Source organism: Roseateles noduli, from assembly GCF_050626985.1.
Lineage (GTDB): Bacteria > Pseudomonadota > Gammaproteobacteria > Burkholderiales > Burkholderiaceae_C > Roseateles > Roseateles noduli_A.
This window is the reverse complement of the sequence record NZ_CP192463.1, coordinates 658,700-677,989: the sequence shown is the minus strand read 5'-3', so window position 1 is coordinate 677,989 and position 19,290 is coordinate 658,700. Positions and strand designations below refer to the sequence as shown.

Genomic DNA, 19,290 nt, shown 5'->3' with positions numbered 1-19,290 from the left:
CTGAGCTTCCATAATCGTCCGGTCCTCTCCGCTTCCGTCCTCGTCATGCAACTCCGGCCTTGGTCCCTCGCTCTCATCGCCCTGCTCGTCGGGTCGGGCAACACCTGGCCCCAGCCGCGGCCGGTGACGCCGCGCGGTCCGCTCGACGCGCAGGAGCAGAACAACATCGCGGTGTTCCGCAAGGTGTCGCCGTCGGTGGCCCACATCACGACGCTGGCGCAGCAGCGCGACTTCTTCTCGCGCAACGTGACGGAGGTGCCCAGCGGCACCGGCAGCGGCTTCCTGTGGGACGAGCAGGGCCACATCGTCACCAACTTCCACGTGATCCGCGGCGCCTCGGCGGCGAAGGTCACGCTGTCGGACCAGAGCGCGTACGACGCGACGCTCGTCGGCGTCGATCCCGACCGCGACCTGGCCGTGCTGCGCATCGTCGCGCCGCGCGAGAAGCTGACCCCCGTGCCGATGGGCAGCAGCCGCGACCTGCTGGTCGGGCAGACGGTCTATGCGATCGGCAACCCGTTCGGGCTCGACCAGACGCTGACGCGCGGCATCGTGTCGGCGCTGAACCGCGAGATCGAATCGATGACGCAGCGCACGATCCGCGGCGCGATCCAGACCGACGCGGCCATCAACCCCGGCAACTCGGGCGGTCCGCTGCTGGACTCCGCGGGCCGGCTGATCGGCGTCAACACGTCGATCTTCAGCCCGAGCGGTGGCAGCAACGGGATCGGTTTCGCGATCCCGGCCGACGAGGTGAACCGCGTCGTGCCGCAACTGATCAAGCACGGCCGCGTCATCCGGCCGGCGCTGGGCCTGACCGCCGGCAGCGAGCAGCTGCGCCAGGTGCTGCGCCTGCCCAAGGGCGTCGTGCTGATCGGCCTGCAGCCCGGCGGCGGCGCGCAGCGCGCGGGGCTGCAGCCGTTCATGCGCGGGCGCGACGGCCGCATCGTCGGCGGCGACCTCATCACCGCCGTCAACGGCAAGCCGGTGGCCGACCTCGACGAGCTGCTCGGCGAACTCGAGGAACGCCAGGTCGGCGACAAGGTCACGCTGACCGTCTGGAACGGCGGCAAGACGCGGCAGGTCCAGGCCCAGCTCACCAGCGACTGATCACGAGCGACTGATCGTCAGCAGCCGATCGCCAGCCGCCGTTCGCCTACTCCATTCCCCGATAACCCTCCCGGGACCCCGGTCCGGACGGCGCGCCTAGACTCGGCGCCCATGCAAGCCCGACTTTCGATCCTCGACCTCGCCTTCATCGTCGAAGGCGGTTCCGCCGCCCAGGCGCTCCACGAGAGCATGGCGCTGGCGCAGCACGCCGAGCGCCTCGGCTACACCCGCTACTGGGTCGCCGAGCACCACAACATGGACGGCGTCGCGTCGTCCGCCACGGCCGTGCTGATCGGCCAGATCGCCGCCGCGACGTCGACGATCCGCGTCGGCTCGGGCGGGATCATGCTGCCCAACCATGCGCCGCTGACCATCGCCGAGCAGTTCGGCACGCTGGCCACGCTGTTCCCCGGACGCATCGACCTGGGACTGGGCCGCGCGCCGGGCACCGACGGACCGACGATGCGCGCGCTGCGCCGGCACCTGGCGACGGCACACGAGGACCGCTTCCCCGAGGACGTGCTGGAGCTGATCAGCTACCTCGCCCCCGCGCAGGAGGGTCAGGTCGTGCGCGCCGTGCCCGGCCAGGGCACCGAGGTGCCGGTCTGGCTGCTCGGGTCCAGCCTGTACGGCGCACAGCTGGCGGCCTACCTGGGGCTGCCGTTCGCGTTCGCCTCGCATTTCGCGCCGGCGATGCTGATGCAGGCGCTGGAGATCTACCGCGCCCAGTACCGGCCCAGCGCCCGGAACCCGGCGCCCTACGCGGCCGTCGGCCTGAACGTGGTCGTGGCCGACACCGACGCGCAGGCGCAGCGCCTGTTCACCTCCATCCAGCAGCGATTCCTCGGCATGCAGCGCGGCCAGCGCGGCCTGCTGCCGCGGCCGATCGACAGCATGGACACGCTGTGGACAGCCGGCGAGAAGCTCGGGGTCGAGCGCATGCTGTCGGAGTCCATCGTCGGTTCGCCGCGCACCGTGCGCGAGGGGCTGCTGGCGACGCAGGAGCGCACCGGCGCCGATGAGTTCATCGTCGCCTGCGCAGTGCACGATCCGGCGGCCCGGCGGCGTTCGTACGAATTGCTGGCGGGCATCGCAGCGGGCACGGACGCCGGCTGACGGCGGGCCGCGGCGTGCGGCTGGCGCAGGCCGGTGACGGAAACAGGGGAGCCACCTGCCGCGAATCGATGAGCGCCGACCGCTGGGCGCTCAACTTCGCGGATTGGCACGAACACCGGGGGCGGGGACCATGACGGCCCTCACCGCCCAGGAGTTCCTCCCGCAATGTCCGCCCGCGCCCGCCCCCTCTCCAACACGCCCGCGGGATCCGCGACACGGCAGTCGGGCTTCAGCCTGATCGAAGTCTCGATGGCGCTGGTGCTCCTGGGTGCGATGTCGCTCGGCGCGTTGCAGGTCCAGCAGTTCCAGCAGACCGTCGAGGGCGGACGCCAGGCCGGATTGCGGCTGGCTGAACTGCGCGACGGCGTCGCGCGTTATGTGCGCGATCACAGCGCGGATCTCCTGAAGGTGCAGGCCGCCCCCCAGTCGACCTGCGCGAACGTCGCCTTGTCAGTGGCGCCCTCGGCGGGGACGCCGACGCCCAAAGACTGCGAACTGAAGGCGACGGCCGGCGGCAAGCCCCTGGCCGTCAACGCGCTCCAGCCCTCGCTGCAGGAGTTGCAGGACCTCGGCTACATCACCTTCAACGACACCTTGCCCTTCCCTCACGGGAACACCATCGTCGACGGCCGCACCGGCGAGATCGCCCGGGCGCGCTGGGCGGTCTCCGTGAAGTGCAAGGCGAAGTGCCTGCCCGTCGACGGCCAGCGGCCCGCGGCGACCTTCGAGGTGATGCTCTACAACACGCAGCCCTTCTTCGCGCAGGCCGATCTGCCCTTCGGCTACGGCGCGCAACTGAAGGCGGCCCTGCAGGCACTGGGGCCCGATGCGATGGTCTCGCTGCCGGGCGAATCTCCACGGGTGGCGGCCCAGTTGCGCGGCAAGGGCGCCCTGCCCGTCGACAACCCGCTGCGGGGAGAGAGCGCCGATACCGGGGTGCCGGGCGTGCTGGCGTCGTTCCGGCTGATCCACCTGGACGGCGGCGCAACGACCGGCGGCGTCGCCTGCGGCGTCCCCACCGGCGCCACCGGCCGCGGCGCCAGCGGGTCGGCCTGCCGCGACGGCTCGGCGACGCCGACGGACCGGTGGGACTTCGACGGCCATGACCTCGTCGGCGTGGGCCATCTGGCGGCCGCCAAGGCGAAGATCGCCGGCACGCTGCAGGTCGACGATACCGTCCACGCCAACGGCGGAATGGTGGTCCGGCATCCGCAGGGTGGCCGGAGAACACTGCAAGGCGCCGGGGGGTCCCGCGACGTCGTGGATCCGGCCATCGACATCCACGGCCACGCTGTCGTGCGCAAGCGCCTCATGGTGGGCCACAACAGCCACTGGGACTTCGCGGGTCAGGACCAGGACGGCATGTCGCTGTCGGGCGTCCTGGTGACGTCCGACGGCTACATCGACACCGTGTCGGGCCAGGCGGGCGGCCCCGGGTTCGACTCCCGTCTGAATGGCATCCGCATCCCCCGCCGCGACCCGGACACGCCTTGCAATGCGCAGGACATCAACCCGAAGACCTCCGGCGGCAACATCGCCCTGTACCAGCCCTACCGGGGCCAGCAGGTCTACGTGATGGCCTGCAACCGGGAGGGCAAGTGGGTCAAGGCCACGGGCGGATGAAACGCGAAGGGCCGCTTGCGCGGCCCCTCCTCAGCGATGCGCCCTCATCGACGCATCACGGCGCGGCGCACGCCGCCCGGTCTCACCCCACCCACTTACGCGCATTGCGGAACATGCGCATCCACGGGCTGAACTCGCCGACGTCGCCGCCGGTCCAGCTCATCTGGATGTTGCGGAACACGCGCTCCGGATGCGGCATCAGCGCGGTGAAGCGGCCGTCGGCCGTGGTCACCGCGGTCAGGCCCTGCGGGCTGCCGTTGGGGTTCAGCGGGTACTGCTCGGTCGGCTGGCCGTCGCCGTCGACGTAGCGCATCGCGCGCAGCACCTGGTCCGGGTTGCCGCGCTGCGAGAAGTCCGCGAAGCCCTCGCCGTGCGCGACCGCGATGGGCAGGCGGCTGCCGGCCATGCCGGTGAAGAAGATGCTCGGCGACTCGACGATCTCGACCTGCGCCAGGCGGGCCTCGAACTGCTCGCTGCGGTTGCGCACGAACTTCGGCCAGTGCTGCGCGCCGGGGATCATCGGCGACAGCGCGGCCAGCATCTGGCAGCCGTTGCACACGCCCAGCGCGAAGCTGTCGGAGCGCGCGAAGAAGGCCTCGAAGGCCGCCTTCAGCACCGGGTTGAAGAGGATGGAACGCGCCCAGCCCTCGCCCGCGCCCAGCGTGTCGCCGTAGCTGAAACCGCCGCAGGCGACGAAGCCCTTGAAGTCCTTCAGGTCGACCGCGCCGGCCTGCAGGTCGCTCATGTGCACGTCATAGGCGTCGAAGCCGGCCTGCGCCATCGCGTAGGCCATCTCGACATGCGAGTTGACGCCCTGCTCGCGCAGGATCGCGACCTTCGGACGGACGCCGCTGGCGATCAGCGAAGCGGCGACGTCGTCCTTCACGTCGAAGCTCGGCGACCAGTGCAGGCCCTGGCCGGGCGCGCCGGCCAGCGCATGTTCCTGGTCCGCGCAGGCGGGGTTGTCCCGCTCGCGGGCGATGCGCCACGAGACCTGGTCCCACTCCTGCTGCAGTGCGCTCAGCGGGGCGGCGAAGACCTTCTTCGCGTCGCGCCAGACTTCCGCCTGCTTCGTGTCATTGGTCTTGCCGACGACGTGCGAGATCTTCGACAGGCCGTGCGCGCGCAACGTCTGCAGCACCGCGTCGCGGTCGCCGGTCGCGACCTGGAGCACGACGCCCAGTTCCTCGTTGAACAGCGCCTTCAGCGTCAGTTCTTCGCGGCGGGCGCTGACCTGCGAGGCCCAGTTCTTCGAGTCGCCCACCTCGGCGCGGCTGTCGCTGATGCCGTCGCCTTCGGTGACCAGCATGTCGACGTTGAGGCTGACGCCGCGCTGGCCGGCGAAGGCCATCTCCAGCGCCGCGGCGAACAGGCCGCCGTCGCTGCGGTCGTGGTACGCCAGCAGCTTGCCTTGACCGCGCAGGTCGTTGACCGCGGCGACCAGCGCCTTCAGCAGCGCGGGATCGTTCAGGTCGGGGACCTCCGGACCGAACTGGTTCAGCGTCTGCGCCAGGATCGAGCCGCCCATGCGCATGCGGCCCTGGCCGAGGTCGACCAGGACGAGCGTCGTGTCGCCGCCCTGCAGCTGCGGCGTCAGCGTGCCCCGCACGTCGGCCAGCGACGCGAAGGCGGTGATGATGAGCGACACGGGCGCGGTGACCTGCTTCGTCGCGCCCTCGTCGCTCCAGCGCGTGCGCATCGACAGCGAATCCTTGCCCACGGGGATCGAAATGCCCAGCGCCGGGCACAGGTCCATGCCGACGGCCTTGACGGTGTCGTACAGCGCGGCGTCCTCGCCGGGTTCGCCGCAGGCGGCCATCCAGTTGGCCGAGAGCTTCACGCGCGACAGCTCGATCGGCGCGGCCAGCAGGTTGGTGATGGCCTCGGCCACGGCCATGCGGCCCGACGCGGGCGCGTCGACGGCGGCCAGGGGCGTGCGCTCGCCCATGCTCATCGCCTCGCCGGTGAAGCCCTTGAAGTCGGACAGCGTGACGGCGACGTCGGCCACCGGCACCTGCCACGGACCGACCATCTGGTCGCGGTGGTTCAGGCCGCCGACGGTGCGGTCGCCGATCGTGACCAGGAAGCGCTTGCTGGCCACCGTCGGGTGGCGCAGCACGGTGCGCGCGGCCACGCCCAGGTCCACGCCGTCCAGCGTCAGCGCGCCGCCCGAGCGGGCCACGCGCGTCACGTCGCGGTGCATCTTCGGCGGCTTGCCCAGCAGCACGTCCATCGGCATGTCGATGGCGCGTTCACCGTCGGTGCCGTCCTCCAGCACCAGCTCGCGCTGCTCGGTCGTCACGCCGACGACGGCGAAGGGGCAGCGCTCGCGCTCGGCCATCGCGGTGAAGAGCTCGAGGCTCTCCGGCGCGATCACCAGGACGTAGCGCTCCTGGCTCTCGTTGCACCAGATCTCCTTGGGCGCGAGGCCGCTCTCCTCGAGCGGAACCTTGCGCAGGTCGAAGATCGCGCCCCGGCCGGCGTCGTTCACCAGCTCCGGGAAGGCGTTGGAGATGCCGCCCGCGCCCACGTCGTGCACGGCCAGGATGGGGTTGCGTTCGGCCAGGCCCCAGCAGTGGTTGAGGACTTCCTGCGCGCGGCGCTGGATCTCGGGGTTGCCGCGCTGGACCGAGTCGAAGTCCAGGTCGGCGGTGTTGGTGCCGGCGGCCATCGAGCTCGCCGCGCTGCCGCCCATGCCGATGCGCATGCCGGGACCGCCCAGCTGGATCAGCAGCGAACCGGCGGGGAAGGCGATCTTCTTCGTCAGGTCCGAGCGGATCGCGCCCAGGCCGCCCGCGATCATGATCGGCTTGTGATAACCGCGGCGGATGCCGTCGACGTCCTGCTCGAAGACGCGGAAGTAGCCGCCCAGCGCGGGCCGGCCGAACTCGTTGTTGAACGCGGCGCCGCCCAGCGGGCCCTCGGTCATGATCTGCAACGCGCTGGCGATGTGCGCGGGCTTGCCGACGGGGTTCTGCTCCCAGGGCTCGGACAGGCCCGGCAGGTGCAGGTTGGAGACCGAGAAGCCGGTCAGCCCGGCCTTGGGCTTGGCGCCGCGGCCGGTGGCGCCCTCGTCGCGGATCTCGCCGCCGGCGCCGGTGGACGCGCCCGGATGCGGCGAGATCGCCGTCGGGTGGTTGTGCGTCTCGACCTTCATCAGCACATGGGCCGTCTCGGCGCGCGCCTCGTACTTCGGCGCACGGCGATCGCCGGCGGCCATCCAGCGCTCGATCACGTGGCCTTCCATCACTGCCGCGTTGTCGGCGTAGGCGATCACCGTGTGCTGCGGGTGCAGCTTCTCGGTGTTGCGGATCATGCCGAACAGCGACAGCGGCTGCGCCTGGCCGTCGATGGTGAACTGGGCGTTGAAGATCTTGTGGCGGCAGTGCTCGCTGTTGGCCTGCGCGAACATCATCAGCTCGACGTCGCTGGGGTCGCGGCCCAGCTTCGTGAAGGCGGCGACCAGGTAGTCGATCTCGTCGTCGGACAGCGCCAGACCCCAGGCGCCGTTGGCTTCCTCCAGCGCGGCGCGCCCGCGGCCCGACACGTCCACGTGCGCGAGCGGCTGGGCCTGCTTGTCGTCGAACAGGTGCGCGCCGGCTTCCCGCGACAGCAGCACGCTCTCGGTCATGCGGTCGTGCAGCAGATCGGCGCAGGCGAGGATCTCGGCCTCGGTCAGCGGCTTCGCGCCGCCGGTCAGACCGGCCGTCAACTGGTTGAGCAGGCCGGACTTCAGCGTCAGGCGGAATTCGGTGACGCGCTCGACGCGGTGGATCGCGAGACCGCAGTTGTGGGCGATGTCGGTGGCCTTGGAGGCCCAGGGGCTGAGCGTGCCCAGGCGCGGGGCGACGACGATCAGCGCGCCATCCGAGGGGCCAGACGGGCCTTCGTAGGCGTCGCCGTAGTCCAGCAGCGCGGCCAGCTTGCCGCGGCCTTCGGCGTCGATGGCGGCGTCGGTCCAGACCCAGTGGACGTGGCGCGCGTGCACCGCGGCGATGCGATCGCTGACGGCCTGCAGACGCGCCAGCAGCGCCGCGGCCCGGAAGGACGAGAGGGCATTGCCCCCCTCGAAGTGAATCAGATGCTTGGAGGAGGTGGTGCTGGCCATGGGGTCCCAGGGGTTTGCGCCGCGCGCGCCGCGACGGTGAGCCCGCCATTCTAGCCAGCGCGCTCGCGCGGCCCGGGTTTACTCCCTCCGCCGACCGCCGCCGCCTCGCGTCAGCGGCAGTCCGTGAGGCGCTCCAGCGCCAGATGGAACTGCTGGTCGGACAGCTTGCCGCGCTGCGGCTGCACCCAGACGCCGGGCGTGCCGGTGATGAGCGGCTTGAGCGCCACCACCTTCACCGGCTCCGGCTGCAAGGGACGCTCCCGGTCCAGCGACCACCAGCCGTCCGGCACCGTGCAGGTCATACCGACGTCGACGGTGACCGGGGCCGCCACGGCACCGGTCGCATCGACGGCCAGGGCGCACCACCCGATGACAGCGGGCAATACGCGGGCAATTACATGCAACTTCACGCCAACTCCCTGGAACATTCTTTGAGTTTCCGAATGTATCGACGTCCCGCGACGTAATCGCCCGGGGATGTCGACATTCGCCCAAATTACTGTCCCTCATTCAGGGGGTGGCACCGCATTGCCCGTCCTTGCGCCGCCCCCTGGTGCGCCGGGCTCTTCCAACCGGCGTATGGCGGGGGTCACGGCTTGTCGCTACATTGGTCGGCTCTCGGACCCGGCGCGCGCCTCCAACGAAGCTGGCGCGCGCGGGTCGTCCATCGCCACTGGAGACCACCATGTCCCGCAAGACCCCCATCGAGCTCTACCGCAACATCGGCATCTCGGCGCACATCGACGCCGGCAAGACGACGACGACGGAGCGCATCCTGTTCTACACCGGGGTCAATCACAAGATCGGTGAAGTGCACGACGGCGCCGCGACGATGGACTGGATGGCGCAGGAGCAGGAGCGCGGCATCACCATCACGTCCGCGGCGACGACCTGCTTCTGGAAGGGCATGGACCGGTCGTATCCGGAGCACCGCATCAACATCATCGACACCCCGGGGCACGTGGACTTCACGATCGAGGTGGAGCGTTCCATGCGCGTGCTGGACGGCGCGGTGATGGTGTACGACTCGGTCGGCGGCGTGCAGCCGCAGTCGGAGACGGTCTGGCGCCAGGCCAACAAGTACAAGGTGCCGCGTCTTGCCTTCGTGAACAAGATGGACCGCGTGGGCGCGGACTTCTATCGCGTGCGGCAGATGATGGTGGACCGGCTCAAGGCCAACCCGGTGCCGGTGGTGCTGCCGATCGGCGCGGAGGAGCACTTCAAGGGCGTGATCGACCTGCTGAAGATGAAGGCCATCCTGTGGCACGACGCCACGCAGGGCATGACCTTCGATTACCAGGAGATCCCGCCGGAGCTGAAGGCGCAGGCCGACGAGTGGCGCGAGAAGATGGTCGAGGCGGCGGCCGAGGCCGACGAGGAGCTGATGAACAAGTACCTCGAGACCGGCGAGCTCGACGAGGCCGAGATCAAGCGCGCGATCCGCCAGCGCACGATCGCGGGCGAGATCCAGCCGATGCTGTGCGGCACGGCGTTCAAGAACAAGGGCGTGCAGCGGATGCTGGACGCGGTGATCGACTTCATGCCCTCGCCGGTGGACATCCCGCCGGTGCACGGCATGGACGACGACGACCAGGACACGACGCGCGCGGCCGACGACAGCGCGAAGTTCAGCGCCCTCGCCTTCAAGCTGATGACCGATCCGTATGTGGGTCAGCTGACCTTCGTGCGGGTGTACTCGGGCATCCTGAAGTCGGGGGATTCGGTCTACAACCCGACGCGCGGCAAGAAGGAGCGCATCGGGCGGATCCTGCAGATGCATGCCAACCAGCGCGAGGAGATCAAGGAGATCCTGGCCGGCGACATCGCCGCCTGCGTGGGCCTGAAGGACGTCACGACCGGCGAGACGCTGTGCGACCCCGAGGCCATCATCACGCTGGAGCGGATGATCTTCCCGGAGCCGGTGATCTCGCAGGCGGTGGAGCCCAAGACCAAGGCGGACCAGGAGAAGATGGGCATCGCCCTCGGGCGTCTCGCGGCGGAGGATCCTTCCTTCCGCGTGCGCACGGACGAGGAGTCGGGCCAGACCATCATCTCCGGCATGGGTGAGCTCCACCTGGAGATCATCGTGGACCGGATGAAGCGCGAGTTCAGCGTCGAGGCCAACGTCGGCAAGCCGCAGGTGGCCTACCGCGAGACGGTGCGCAAGGCGGTGACGGACGTGGAAGGCAAGTTCGTGCGCCAGTCCGGCGGCAAGGGCCAGTACGGGCACGTGGTGTTCTCGCTGGCGCCGCAGGAGCCGGGCAAGGGCTTCGAGTTCGTCGACGCGATCAAGGGCGGCGTGGTGCCGCGCGAGTTCATCCCGGCGGTGGAGAAAGGCGTCATCGACAGCCTGCCCAACGGCGTGCTGGCCGGGTATCCGGTGGTGGACGTGAAGGTCACGCTGACCTTCGGCTCGTACCACGACGTGGACTCGAACGAGAACGCGTTCAAGATGGCGGCGTCGCTGGGCTTCAAGGAGGCCTGCCGGCGCGCGAATCCGGTGATCCTGGAGCCGATGATGGCGGTCGAGGTCGAAACGCCCGAGGACTACGCCGGCACGGTGATGGGCGACCTGTCCAGCCGCCGCGGCATGGTGCAGGGCATGGACGACATGGTCGGCGGCGGCAAGATCATCAAGGCGGAGGTGCCGCTGTCGGAGATGTTCGGGTACTCGACCTCGCTGCGCTCTGCGACGCAAGGCCGCGCGACGTACACGATGGAGTTCAAGCACTACTCCGAGGCGCCGAAGAACGTGGCGGACGCGATCATGACGTCGCGGGCGAAGTAAGGCTCCCCCCCTACCGGCTGACGCCGGCCCCCTCAGGGGGCGAGCCCGGTGGCCTGGCAAAGCCAGTCCACGGGCTCCGCTTGGCTTTTCTTTGCCTGCGTTGCCTACGGCGCGCTCTGGTGACTCGGCAGGCCGGACTCGCGGACCTGCTGGTCGATGTTGGCATCGCTTTCGCGGGCGGCTTCGAGGTCCTGGCGTGCGCGCTCGGCGTCGCCCTGCTGCTGCCAGACGAGGCTGCGTCCGTACAGCGCCCAGGCGAAGCCGGGCTTCAGCCGGAGCGCCGCGTCGAAGGCCGTCCTGGCGCGCGGCAGGTCGCCCATGAGCAGCCTCGTCCAGGCCAGGGAGTCCTGGAAGTTGGACGAGGTCGCGTCGATCGCGACAGCGCGCTCGCAATCCTGCACGGCGATCGCCAGCTCCAGGTTGCGGACGGTGCGCATGAAGCAGCGATCGTTGTAGGCATTGCCGTAGTTGACGTCGCGCCGATGGGTGTCCATCCACAGCTCCCACTGCCGATGCGCCTCGGGCACCCGATCCAGGCCGCGGTAGATCACGGCCATCCTGAAACGCTGATCCGCGTCGCGCGACAGGCGGGCGTCCAGTTGCGCCAGGGCGGCGAGCGCGTCGTCCCGCCGGTTCAGCCGCGTATGGGCGCGCGCCTGCTCCATGATGGCGTCGTCCAGTTGGGGATCCAGACGGAGCGCCTCGTCCGCATCGTCGAGCGCGGCCTGAGCATCACCCAGCGCCACGTGGATGCGGGCGCGAGTCAGGAACTGGCTCGCCACGTCGGGTTTGAGCGCGATCGCGCGATTCATGCCTTCGAGCGCGGCCGGGTAGCGCCTCAGCTCATAGTCGAGCGCGGCCCGGCTCGCCAGTGCCAGCACGTCCTCCTGACGCGCTGGCGGCGGCGCCGCGAAACGCGCATCGAAGCGGTTCTCCGAGGCGCCTTCCCGAGCGGCGAAGACGTCGCCGCCGTTCCAGGTCGCATAGACCTTGCGCTGCAGGTACGAGACGTAGATGCGGTGGGCCAGCATGTAATCGACGCCCAGGCTCATGCCGTAGTCGCCGTCGCGTCCGGCGTCTTCCACCTCCAGCCGCTGGTGGGTGATGCGCTCGCCACCGAGCTGGAAGCTGTCGACGTCGGTCAGCCATTGGCGCGAGCGCCCGGCGGGCTCGGTGACCTGCAGGCGGCTCTCCGGGATCCCCGCCTTGCGGGCCGTGCTCCGCGACAGCGTGGACGTCTGCGAACCCGTGGAGAGCATGGCCACGGCCGGCGTGTCGTTGATGCTTACCGGCAGCCGGATCATGGTGTCGCGGTCATCCCGCAGCGGAGCCATCGGCACCTCGATGACCGGCGCGTCGCCGGCCCAGTACGCGAGGCTGACCTTCTTGCAGTCGCCCAGGGGGAAGACGAGCCGCACGACGCCGCGGGCCAGGTCGTATTCCGTGTCGCCCGCGGCGAGGATGTCGCGGCCGATGACGCCCTGAAGTTCGAGGCCGGGCCTGACGTCGGTCACGACGAAGTTCACGTTCCTCAGCGCCAGGCCGCCGAGCGTGAGCCGGTCCACGACCGTCGTGTGCGACTCGAGGTTTTCGCCGTTGCCCGAGAGGTGCTGCCCGAACGGCATCATGGTCAAGGGCAGCTTCAGCGCCGCGGCGATCTTGGGCGACAGCACGGAATACTGAGCGCTGCTGCCCACCATCATCGGCACGTCCAGGCCGTTGATCTTCAGGACGGCCACGACGCGGTTCTGCACGACGAGCACCGGGAGCGTGGTCGGCTGCATCTTGCAGTCGGCGGCCCAGGCGGGCGTGGACATCACGGTCAGCGCCGCAAGGACTGACCCCGCGATCGATCGCAGACGCGCTGCGGCTTCACTTCTTCCTTGCACCATGAACTCCCTCATCGGCGGGCGTTGAATACGCCCTCTCTTGTCGGTCCCGCGGCTCTGCGGCTGGCGGGGTGCGGCACTCTAACGCAGGGCGGGTTCGTGTCGGCGCGTACTGTCGCCAAAGAGTCGGTCGCAGCGGAAGGATCCGTGGCGCTTGTCGGCGGGATGAACTCAGCCGAACTGCTCGGCCCCGCCCGGATCGCTCGTGGCTGATCTACACCTGCACCTTCGAGGTCGGGCCGTGCGGGCTGCGATGGCCGCTGGAACCGCCCGTGGTGTGGATGTTTGATCGGCAGCCACGGCGGCGCTTTGCGAGGTTGCGGGCGTACATTCACCGCCACCGACAAGAGATCGAGCGGTGGCAGAGGGAACCGTCTTCATGACACCCCAACACCGCTTCCGCGCGTTCGAGGAGATTCGACGATGAGACTGCTGCTGCTCGGTGCCACGGGGCTGGTGGGAAGCGAGGCGCTGGAGCTTGCGCTTGCCAGTGATGCGATTTCCGAAGTCATTGCGCCAACGCGCAGGCCATTGACGCCCGCCGGGAAGCTCGTGAACCCGGTGGTCTCACGCCTCGAAGACCTGATTCCGCAGTTGGCGTCGTTCAGACCTCAGGCAGTGATCTGCGCGTTGGGCACGACCCAGGCCAAGGCTGGCTCGAAAGAAGCGTTCCGACACGTCGACCACGAACTTCCGGTCGCGTTCGGAAAGGCCGCGCACGCCGCGGGCGTCGAGACCTTCGCCCTCGTGAGCGCGGTCGGCGCGTCAGCGGACTCCCGGTTCTTCTATACGAGCATCAAGGGCGAAGTGGAACGCGACATCCAGGCCATCGGGTTCCGATCGCTGACGATCTGCAGGCCCAGCCTCATCGGCGGAGAGCGCCAGGAAACCCGGCGTGCCGAAGGCGCGGCCATGACACTGATCCGGCTCCTGACGCCAGTACTGCCGAAGAGGTTCCGCATCAATCCGGCGAGCCGCATCGCGGCGGCGTTGCTCGGCGCGGTCACGGAGGCAAAGCCGGGATGCCGGTGGATCTCGTCGGAGGAAATGAACTGACCTCCGCGCACCCGATACGCCCTCCGCACGGCCATTCGTCATGCCCTCGCAAACCCGGTCGGGTTTGCGCGTAGGCGGCCCCTATGCTGCCGGCACTCTTCATCCCAGGGTGCCCCATGACGAACAAGATGCTCACGAAGCAGGCCTCGCCGACGACCGTCCTGAACGCCTTCACCGTCACGCCCGCGCGCGCGGGCGTGATCGCTTTTGGCCTCGCGCTGCAGGCCGCGGCTTTCGCCGCTGACGCTCCCGCAGCGGCGCCCTCGCCCGCCGCGGCTGCCTCCGCGCCCGCCGCGAAGTGGAACGTCAACCAGCCCCCCGGCGAGAAGAAGATCGCCAACATCGACGTGCGCACCGGCACCTGGATGTCGGTCGACGTCAGCCCCGACGGCCGGCAGATCGTCTTCGACCTGCTCGGCGACCTCTACGTGATGCCTGTCGGCGGCGGCGAAGCAAAGGCGCTGACGCACTCGATCGCCTGGGAGATGCAGCCCCGCTTCTCCCCCGACGGCAAGCAGATCGCCTTCGTCTCCGACGCCGGCGGCGGCGACAACATCTGGGTCATGAACGCCGACGGCTCCAACGCCCGCGCGATCTCGACCGAAGACTTCCGCCTGCTCAACAACCCGGTCTGGCATCCCAGCGGCAAGTACATCGCCGCCCGCAAGCACTTCACCGGCACCCGCTCGCTGGGCAGCGGCGAGATCTGGCTCTATCACCTCGACGGCGGCAAGGGCCAGCAGCTCAACGAGAAGCCGAACTGGCAGAAGGACCTCGGCGAGCCCGCGCTCTCGCCGGACGGCAAGTACCTGTACTACTCGCAGGACAGTACGCCGGGCCGCCAGTTCGAATACAACAAGGACAGCACCGGCGAGATCTTCCGCATCTACCGCCAGGACCTGACCGACGGCACCAACGAGCCCTTCGTCACCGGCCCCGGCGGCGCGATCCGGCCGACGCCCTCCCCCGACGGCAAGTACCTCGCCTTCATCCGCCGCCTGCGCGACGCCTCGGGCAGCCGCACGACGCTGTTCCTCAAGGACCTGAAGACCGGCCGCGAATTCCCCGCCTGGACCGGCATGGAACGCGACCTGCAGGAGTCCTGGTCCGTGCACGGCGTGTACCCCGGCATCGCGTGGATGCCCGATTCCAAGCAGGTTGTGGCCTGGGCGCAGGGCAAGCTCTGGCGCATCGATCCGTTCAAGTCCAGCGCCGCGGAGATCCCCTTCCACGTGAAGGACGAGCGCCAGATCACGCCCGCCCTGCGCTTCGCGCATGAGGTCGCGCCCGCGACCTTCGACTCGAAGATGCTGCGCTGGGTCAAGGTCTCGCCGGACGGCAAACGCGTGGTGTTCTCGTCCGCCGGCTATCTCTACACGAGCGAGCTGCGCGACGGCCAACCGGTCGGCGAAGCGCGCCGACTCACGTCGCAGACGGAACGCTTCGAGTACTTCCCGGCGTTCTCGCGCGATGGGAAGCAACTCGTCTACGTGAGCTGGACCGACGCGGACCAGGGCCGCGTGCGCGTGCTCGACCTCGCCGGCGCCCGCGACACGATCGTCACGCCGGAGCCCGGCAAGTACCTGTCGCCGGCCTTCTCGCCCGACGGCAGGACCGTCGCGTATCAGAAGGCCAAGGGCGGCTTCCTGACCTCGCCCTGGAACAGCCTGGAGCCCGGCGTCTACGTCGCCGCTGCAGACGGCAAGGGCCAGCCGCGCCGCGTCACCAAGGACGGCGAGGCGCCCCAGTTCGGCGCCGACAACGACACGCTCTACGTCACGCGCAAGCAGACGACGGGCGAGGTCGATTCGAATCACCAGCTGGTGCGCCTGAACCTGGTCGAGCGCAGCGAGTTCGCCGTCGCCAAGAGCGAATTCGCGACGCGCTTCACCGTGTCGCCGGACGGCCAGTGGCTCGGCTTCACGGAGCGCTTCCATACCTACGTCACGCCGCTCGCGCCCGCGGGCAAGCTGCAGACGGTCGGCCCGAAGGCCGAGGCGATGCCGGTGAAGAAGCTCGACGTCAACGCGGGCGACGACCTGCAGTGGTCGGGCGACGGCAAGTCGCAGCCGTATGCGCTGCACTACGCGCTGGGCAACGAGCTCTTCACCGTGCCGCTGACGCAGGCGCTGCAGCCGGGCTTCAAGCCGGCGGAACGCGGCGCGCCGATCAAGCTGACGCTGACCGCCGACAAGCCCAAGGGCCGCATCGCGATCGTCGGCGCGCGCATCGTCACGATGAGCGCGAGCAAGCCCGATGAAGTGATCGAGGACGGCGCGATCCTCGTCGACGGCGACCGCATCGCGGCGATCGGGCCGCGCGCGTCGGTCACGATCCCGGCGGGCACGGAAACCATCCAGGCGGCCGGCAAGACGGTGATCCCGGGCCTCATCGACGCGCACTGGCACGGCACGATGGCCGAGAGCGAGATCGTCCCGCAGCAGAGCTGGATCAACTACGCGTCGCTGGCCTTCGGCCTGACGACGCTGCACGATCCGTCCAACCGCACCAGCGACATCTACACGCAGTCGGAGATGCAGCGCACGGGCCGCGTGGTCGGCCCGCGGATCTTCTCGACGGGCACGGTGCTGTACGGCGCGAAGGCCGATTTCTCCGCGGTGATCAACAGCCTCGAGGACGCGCAGACGCATCTGAAGCGGTTGAAGTCGGCCGGCGCGATCAGCGTGAAGAGCTACAACCAGCCGCGGCGCGATCAGCGCCAGCAGGTGCTCGAAGCCGCGCGCGAGACCGGCATGATGGTCGTGCCTGAAGGCGGCTCGCTGTTCCAGCTGAACATGTCGATGGTCGTCGACGGCCACACCGGCGTGGAGCACGCGCTGCCGGTGGCCAAGGTCTACGACGACGTGAAGCAGCTGTGGCCGCAGACCCAGGTCGGCTACACACCGACGCTGAACGTCGCCTACGGCGGACTGGACGGCGAGCACTACTGGTACGCGCGCACGGACGTGTGGCGCCATCCGATCCTCAGCAAGTTCGTGCCCAAGGCCGTGCTGGAGCCGCGCAGCGTGCGCCGCGAAACCGCACCCGAGGAAGACTTCAACGTCATCCAGGTCGCAAAGACCGCGACCGAGCTGCAGCGCGCGGGCGTGCCGGTGAACATCGGCGCGCACGGGCAGCGTGAAGGGCTCGGCGCGCATTGGGAAATGTGGATGATGGGCCTGGGTGGGATGACCTCGTTGGAGGCGATCCGCACCGCGACGCTCAACCCGGCGCGTTACCTCGGCCTGGACAAGGACATCGGCTCACTGGAGGCGGGCAAGCTCGCGGACCTGGTCATCATCGACGGCGACGTGTTGAAGGACATCCGCCAGAGCGATCGGATCAGCCAGGTCATGCAAGGCGGCCGCGTCTTCGACATCCCGTCGATGAACGAGGTCTGGCCAGCGAAGAAGGCGCGCAAGCCGTTCTTCTTCGATGGGGCGAATGCGAGCGCGCCGGTGGATGCGATGGCTGCAGGCGTCGAAGAAGGACACGGGCACGGGGATTGACCCCGGTCGGCCATGCGCGGGTAGACCGCGGTCAGCCCAGCACGGCTGGACTCCGGTTAGCCGAGCGCGGGCAGACCCCGGTCGGCCAAGCGCGGGCTCTCCACGGGGCATGGGGCATCCCTCCGGGAACCCCAAGCCCCATTCCGGCCCCACTCACTCTCGCTGACTCCAGTCTGCGATTGACCGGTCCAACTGCAAAGTCGGTGTCGGTGTCGGTGTCCGAGTCGACTTCAACGTCCGAGTCCGAGTCCCAGTCAGGTTGGAAAAGGGTGAATGGGGTCAGGCCTTGCCGGTCGACCCGAAACCGCCCTCGCCGCGCGAGGACGCGTCGAAGTCGTCGACGACACGGAAGGTGGGCTGCACCACCGGCACGATCACCATCTGCGCGATGCGCTCCATCGGCTGGATCGTGAACGTGTCCTTGCCGCGGTTCCACACACTGACCATCAACTGGCCCTGGTAGTCGGAGTCGATCAGGCCGACCAGGTTGCCCAGCACCACGCCGTGCTTGTGGCCCAGGCCCGAGCGCGGCAGGATCATCGCCGCCAGGCCCGCATCGCCGATGTGGATCGCCAGACCCGTGGGCACGAGCACCGTGTCGCCGGGCGCCAGCGTGATCGCCTCGTCGAGGCAGGCGCGCAGGTCCAGGCCGGCGCTGCCGGTCGTCGCGTAAGCAGGGAGTTGCTCGGCCATGCGGCGGTCGAGCACCTTCAGATCAATGGTGGTCATGGAATCAGTCGAAGAAGCGGTCGAAAGGGAAATCGGAAGATCTGAAGGTCGCTGAAGGCGGCCTCGGCTTCAGGCGCCGTAGGTCGTCAGCCGCTGCGCGATCTCGCGCACCAGCTCGCGGGCCAGCGTCAGCTTGTCGGCGCGCGAGAGTTCGCGTTCGCCGCGCGCGTCGACCAGCGTCAACGCGTTGTCTTCCTGGCCGAAGGCGGCCGGGCCGATGTTGGCCACGATCAGCGGCACGTTCTTGCGCTGGCGCTTCTCGCGCGCGTGCTTGATCAGGTCCTGGCTCTCCGCCGCGAAGCCGACACACAGCGGCGGATGCGGCAGCGCGGCGACCGTCGCCAGGATGTCGGGGTTCTCCGCCAGCGTCAGCGCGGGCGCGACCGCCTCGCCGGCCTTGGCGTTCTTCTTGATCTTGTGTTCGGCCGTCTGCGCCGGCCGCCAGTCCGCGACCGCCGCCGTGGCGACGAAGACCTGGTGCGTCGCGGCGCGCGGCAGCACCGCGTCCAGCATCTCGCGCGCGCTCTGCACGTCGATGCGGGTCACGCCCAGCGGCGTGGGCAGGTGCACGGGGCCGGCGACCAGCGTCACCTCGGCGCCCGCCTCCGCCGCCGCGCGCGCGACGGCGAAACCCATCTTGCCGCTCGAGCGGTTCGTGATGCCGCGCACCGGATCGATCGCCTCGTAAGTCGGGCCGGCCGTGATCAGCAGCTTGCGTCCGGCCAGCACCTTCGGCTGGAAATGCGAGACCACGTGCGCCAGCAGTTGCATCGGCTCCAGCATGCGGCCGTCGCCGACTTCGCCGCACGCCTGGTCGCCGGAACCGACACCCAGCACCAACGTGCCGTCCGCCTGCACCTGCGCCAGGTTGCGCTGCGTGGCCGGATGCGCCCACATCTCGCGGTTCATCGCCGGGGCGAGCAGCAGCGCGCACTTGTGCGCCGGACGCGCCAGCGCCGTCAGCGACAGCAGATCGTCCGCGCGGCCTTGCGCCAGCTTGGCGATGACATCCGCGCTGGCGGGCGCGATCACCATCACGTCGGCCTCGCGCGTCAGGTTGATGTGCGCCATGTTGTTGTCGGGGCGCGCATCCCATTGGCTGGTGAAGACGGGGCGGTTGGAGAGCGCCTGCATGGTCACCGGCGTGATGAAGGACTCGGCGGCCTCCGTCATGATGACCTGCACCGTGGCGCCGGCCTTCACGAGCAGCCGCGTGAGCTCGGCGATCTTGTAGCAGGCGATGCCGCCGGACAGGCCCAGGAGGACGTGCCGACCGGCGAGGGAGTTGGATTCGGACATAGGAAGGAACTCTACCAGCGCGACCTTTTGGCGATGCCTGAAAGCCCTTGCAGGTCCTTCCGT

The 19,290-nt window shown here is 69.3% G+C and carries 11 protein-coding genes; 6 read left to right on the top strand and 5 right to left on the bottom strand.

Going from position 1 to position 19,290, the window contains the following annotated elements:
* Positions 1-45: 45 nt before the first annotated feature.
* The 3 genes from ACQ4L4_RS03065 (at position 46) to ACQ4L4_RS03055 (ending at position 3,849) form a co-directional block, all read left to right on the top strand.
* Positions 46-1,110 carry a S1C family serine protease gene (locus tag ACQ4L4_RS03065; protein WP_431102724.1) on the top strand — a complete coding sequence of 355 codons (1,065 nt, stop codon included), beginning with the start codon at positions 46-48 and terminating at the stop codon, positions 1,108-1,110.
* A gap of 111 nt (positions 1,111-1,221) precedes the next feature.
* Positions 1,222-2,226, top strand: coding sequence for an LLM class flavin-dependent oxidoreductase (locus ACQ4L4_RS03060; protein WP_431102723.1), 1,005 nt, complete (start codon positions 1,222-1,224; stop codon positions 2,224-2,226).
* Between the two features lie 165 nt (positions 2,227-2,391).
* Positions 2,392-3,849, top strand: a complete 1,458-nt coding sequence (locus tag ACQ4L4_RS03055; protein WP_431102722.1) for a type II secretion system protein — start codon at positions 2,392-2,394, stop codon at positions 3,847-3,849.
* Positions 3,850-3,931: 82 nt separating this feature from the next.
* Here ACQ4L4_RS03055 and purL read toward each other — a convergent pair whose 3' ends face one another.
* Positions 3,932-7,957: a phosphoribosylformylglycinamidine synthase gene (purL, locus tag ACQ4L4_RS03050; protein WP_431102721.1), complete on the bottom strand. Its 4,026-nt coding sequence runs from the start codon at positions 7,955-7,957 to the stop codon at positions 3,932-3,934.
* A gap of 110 nt (positions 7,958-8,067) precedes the next feature.
* The gene (locus tag ACQ4L4_RS03045; protein ID WP_431102720.1) at positions 8,068-8,367 is read right to left on the bottom strand and encodes a hypothetical protein; all 300 of its coding nucleotides are present in this window, start codon (positions 8,365-8,367) and stop codon (positions 8,068-8,070) included.
* Positions 8,368-8,642: 275 nt separating this feature from the next.
* Between ACQ4L4_RS03045 and fusA the strand changes: the two genes are divergently transcribed.
* Positions 8,643-10,745: an elongation factor G gene (gene fusA, locus ACQ4L4_RS03040; RefSeq protein WP_377155821.1), complete on the top strand. Its 2,103-nt coding sequence runs from the start codon at positions 8,643-8,645 to the stop codon at positions 10,743-10,745.
* Between the two features lie 104 nt (positions 10,746-10,849).
* On the opposite strand, the gene ACQ4L4_RS03035 is transcribed toward fusA, so the two are convergent.
* Positions 10,850-12,562 carry an aspartyl protease family protein gene (locus ACQ4L4_RS03035; RefSeq protein WP_431102719.1) on the bottom strand — a complete coding sequence of 571 codons (1,713 nt, stop codon included), beginning with the start codon at positions 12,560-12,562 and terminating at the stop codon, positions 10,850-10,852.
* A gap of 495 nt (positions 12,563-13,057) precedes the next feature.
* Here ACQ4L4_RS03035 and ACQ4L4_RS03030 point away from each other — a divergent pair, with 495 nt between their 5' ends.
* Together ACQ4L4_RS03030 and ACQ4L4_RS03025 are read left to right on the top strand one after the other, a co-directional pair.
* On the top strand, positions 13,058-13,690 hold the full coding sequence (locus tag ACQ4L4_RS03030; RefSeq protein ID WP_431102718.1) for an NAD-dependent epimerase/dehydratase family protein: 633 nt from the start codon (positions 13,058-13,060) through the stop codon (positions 13,688-13,690).
* A 116-nt stretch (positions 13,691-13,806) separates the two neighbouring features.
* On the top strand, positions 13,807-17,199 hold the full coding sequence (locus tag ACQ4L4_RS03025) for an amidohydrolase family protein (protein WP_431102717.1): 3,393 nt from the start codon (positions 13,807-13,809) through the stop codon (positions 17,197-17,199).
* Positions 17,200-17,478: 279 nt separating this feature from the next.
* Here ACQ4L4_RS03025 and dut read toward each other — a convergent pair whose 3' ends face one another.
* Both dut and coaBC read right to left on the bottom strand, forming a co-directional pair.
* Positions 17,479-17,928 carry a dUTP diphosphatase gene (dut, locus tag ACQ4L4_RS03020; protein WP_431102716.1) on the bottom strand — a complete coding sequence of 150 codons (450 nt, stop codon included), beginning with the start codon at positions 17,926-17,928 and terminating at the stop codon, positions 17,479-17,481.
* Between the two features lie 69 nt (positions 17,929-17,997).
* Complete coding sequence (gene coaBC / locus ACQ4L4_RS03015; protein WP_431102715.1) at positions 17,998-19,227, bottom strand: bifunctional phosphopantothenoylcysteine decarboxylase/phosphopantothenate--cysteine ligase CoaBC; 1,230 nt, start codon at positions 19,225-19,227, stop codon at positions 17,998-18,000.
* Positions 19,228-19,290 lie beyond the last annotated feature (63 nt).

Excerpts from the sequence above, each read along its gene's own strand:
- ACQ4L4_RS03025 (WP_431102717.1), top strand. The coding sequence starts at position 13,807 with ATGACGAACAAGATGCTCACGAAGCAGGCCTCGCCGACGACCGTCCTG.
- dut (WP_431102716.1), bottom strand. The coding sequence starts at position 17,928 with ATGACCACCATTGATCTGAAGGTGCTCGACCGCCGCATGGCCGAGCAA.
- ACQ4L4_RS03055 (WP_431102722.1), top strand. The coding sequence starts at position 2,392 with ATGTCCGCCCGCGCCCGCCCCCTCTCCAACACGCCCGCGGGATCCGCG.
- coaBC (WP_431102715.1), bottom strand. The coding sequence starts at position 19,227 with ATGTCCGAATCCAACTCCCTCGCCGGTCGGCACGTCCTCCTGGGCCTG.
- ACQ4L4_RS03030 (WP_431102718.1), top strand. The coding sequence starts at position 13,058 with ATGAGACTGCTGCTGCTCGGTGCCACGGGGCTGGTGGGAAGCGAGGCG.
- ACQ4L4_RS03065 (WP_431102724.1), top strand. The coding sequence starts at position 46 with ATGCAACTCCGGCCTTGGTCCCTCGCTCTCATCGCCCTGCTCGTCGGG.
- fusA (WP_377155821.1), top strand. The coding sequence starts at position 8,643 with ATGTCCCGCAAGACCCCCATCGAGCTCTACCGCAACATCGGCATCTCG.
- ACQ4L4_RS03060 (WP_431102723.1), top strand. The coding sequence starts at position 1,222 with ATGCAAGCCCGACTTTCGATCCTCGACCTCGCCTTCATCGTCGAAGGC.
- purL (WP_431102721.1), bottom strand. The coding sequence starts at position 7,957 with ATGGCCAGCACCACCTCCTCCAAGCATCTGATTCACTTCGAGGGGGGC.
- ACQ4L4_RS03035 (WP_431102719.1), bottom strand. The coding sequence starts at position 12,562 with ATGTCCACGCCCGCCTGGGCCGCCGACTGCAAGATGCAGCCGACCACG.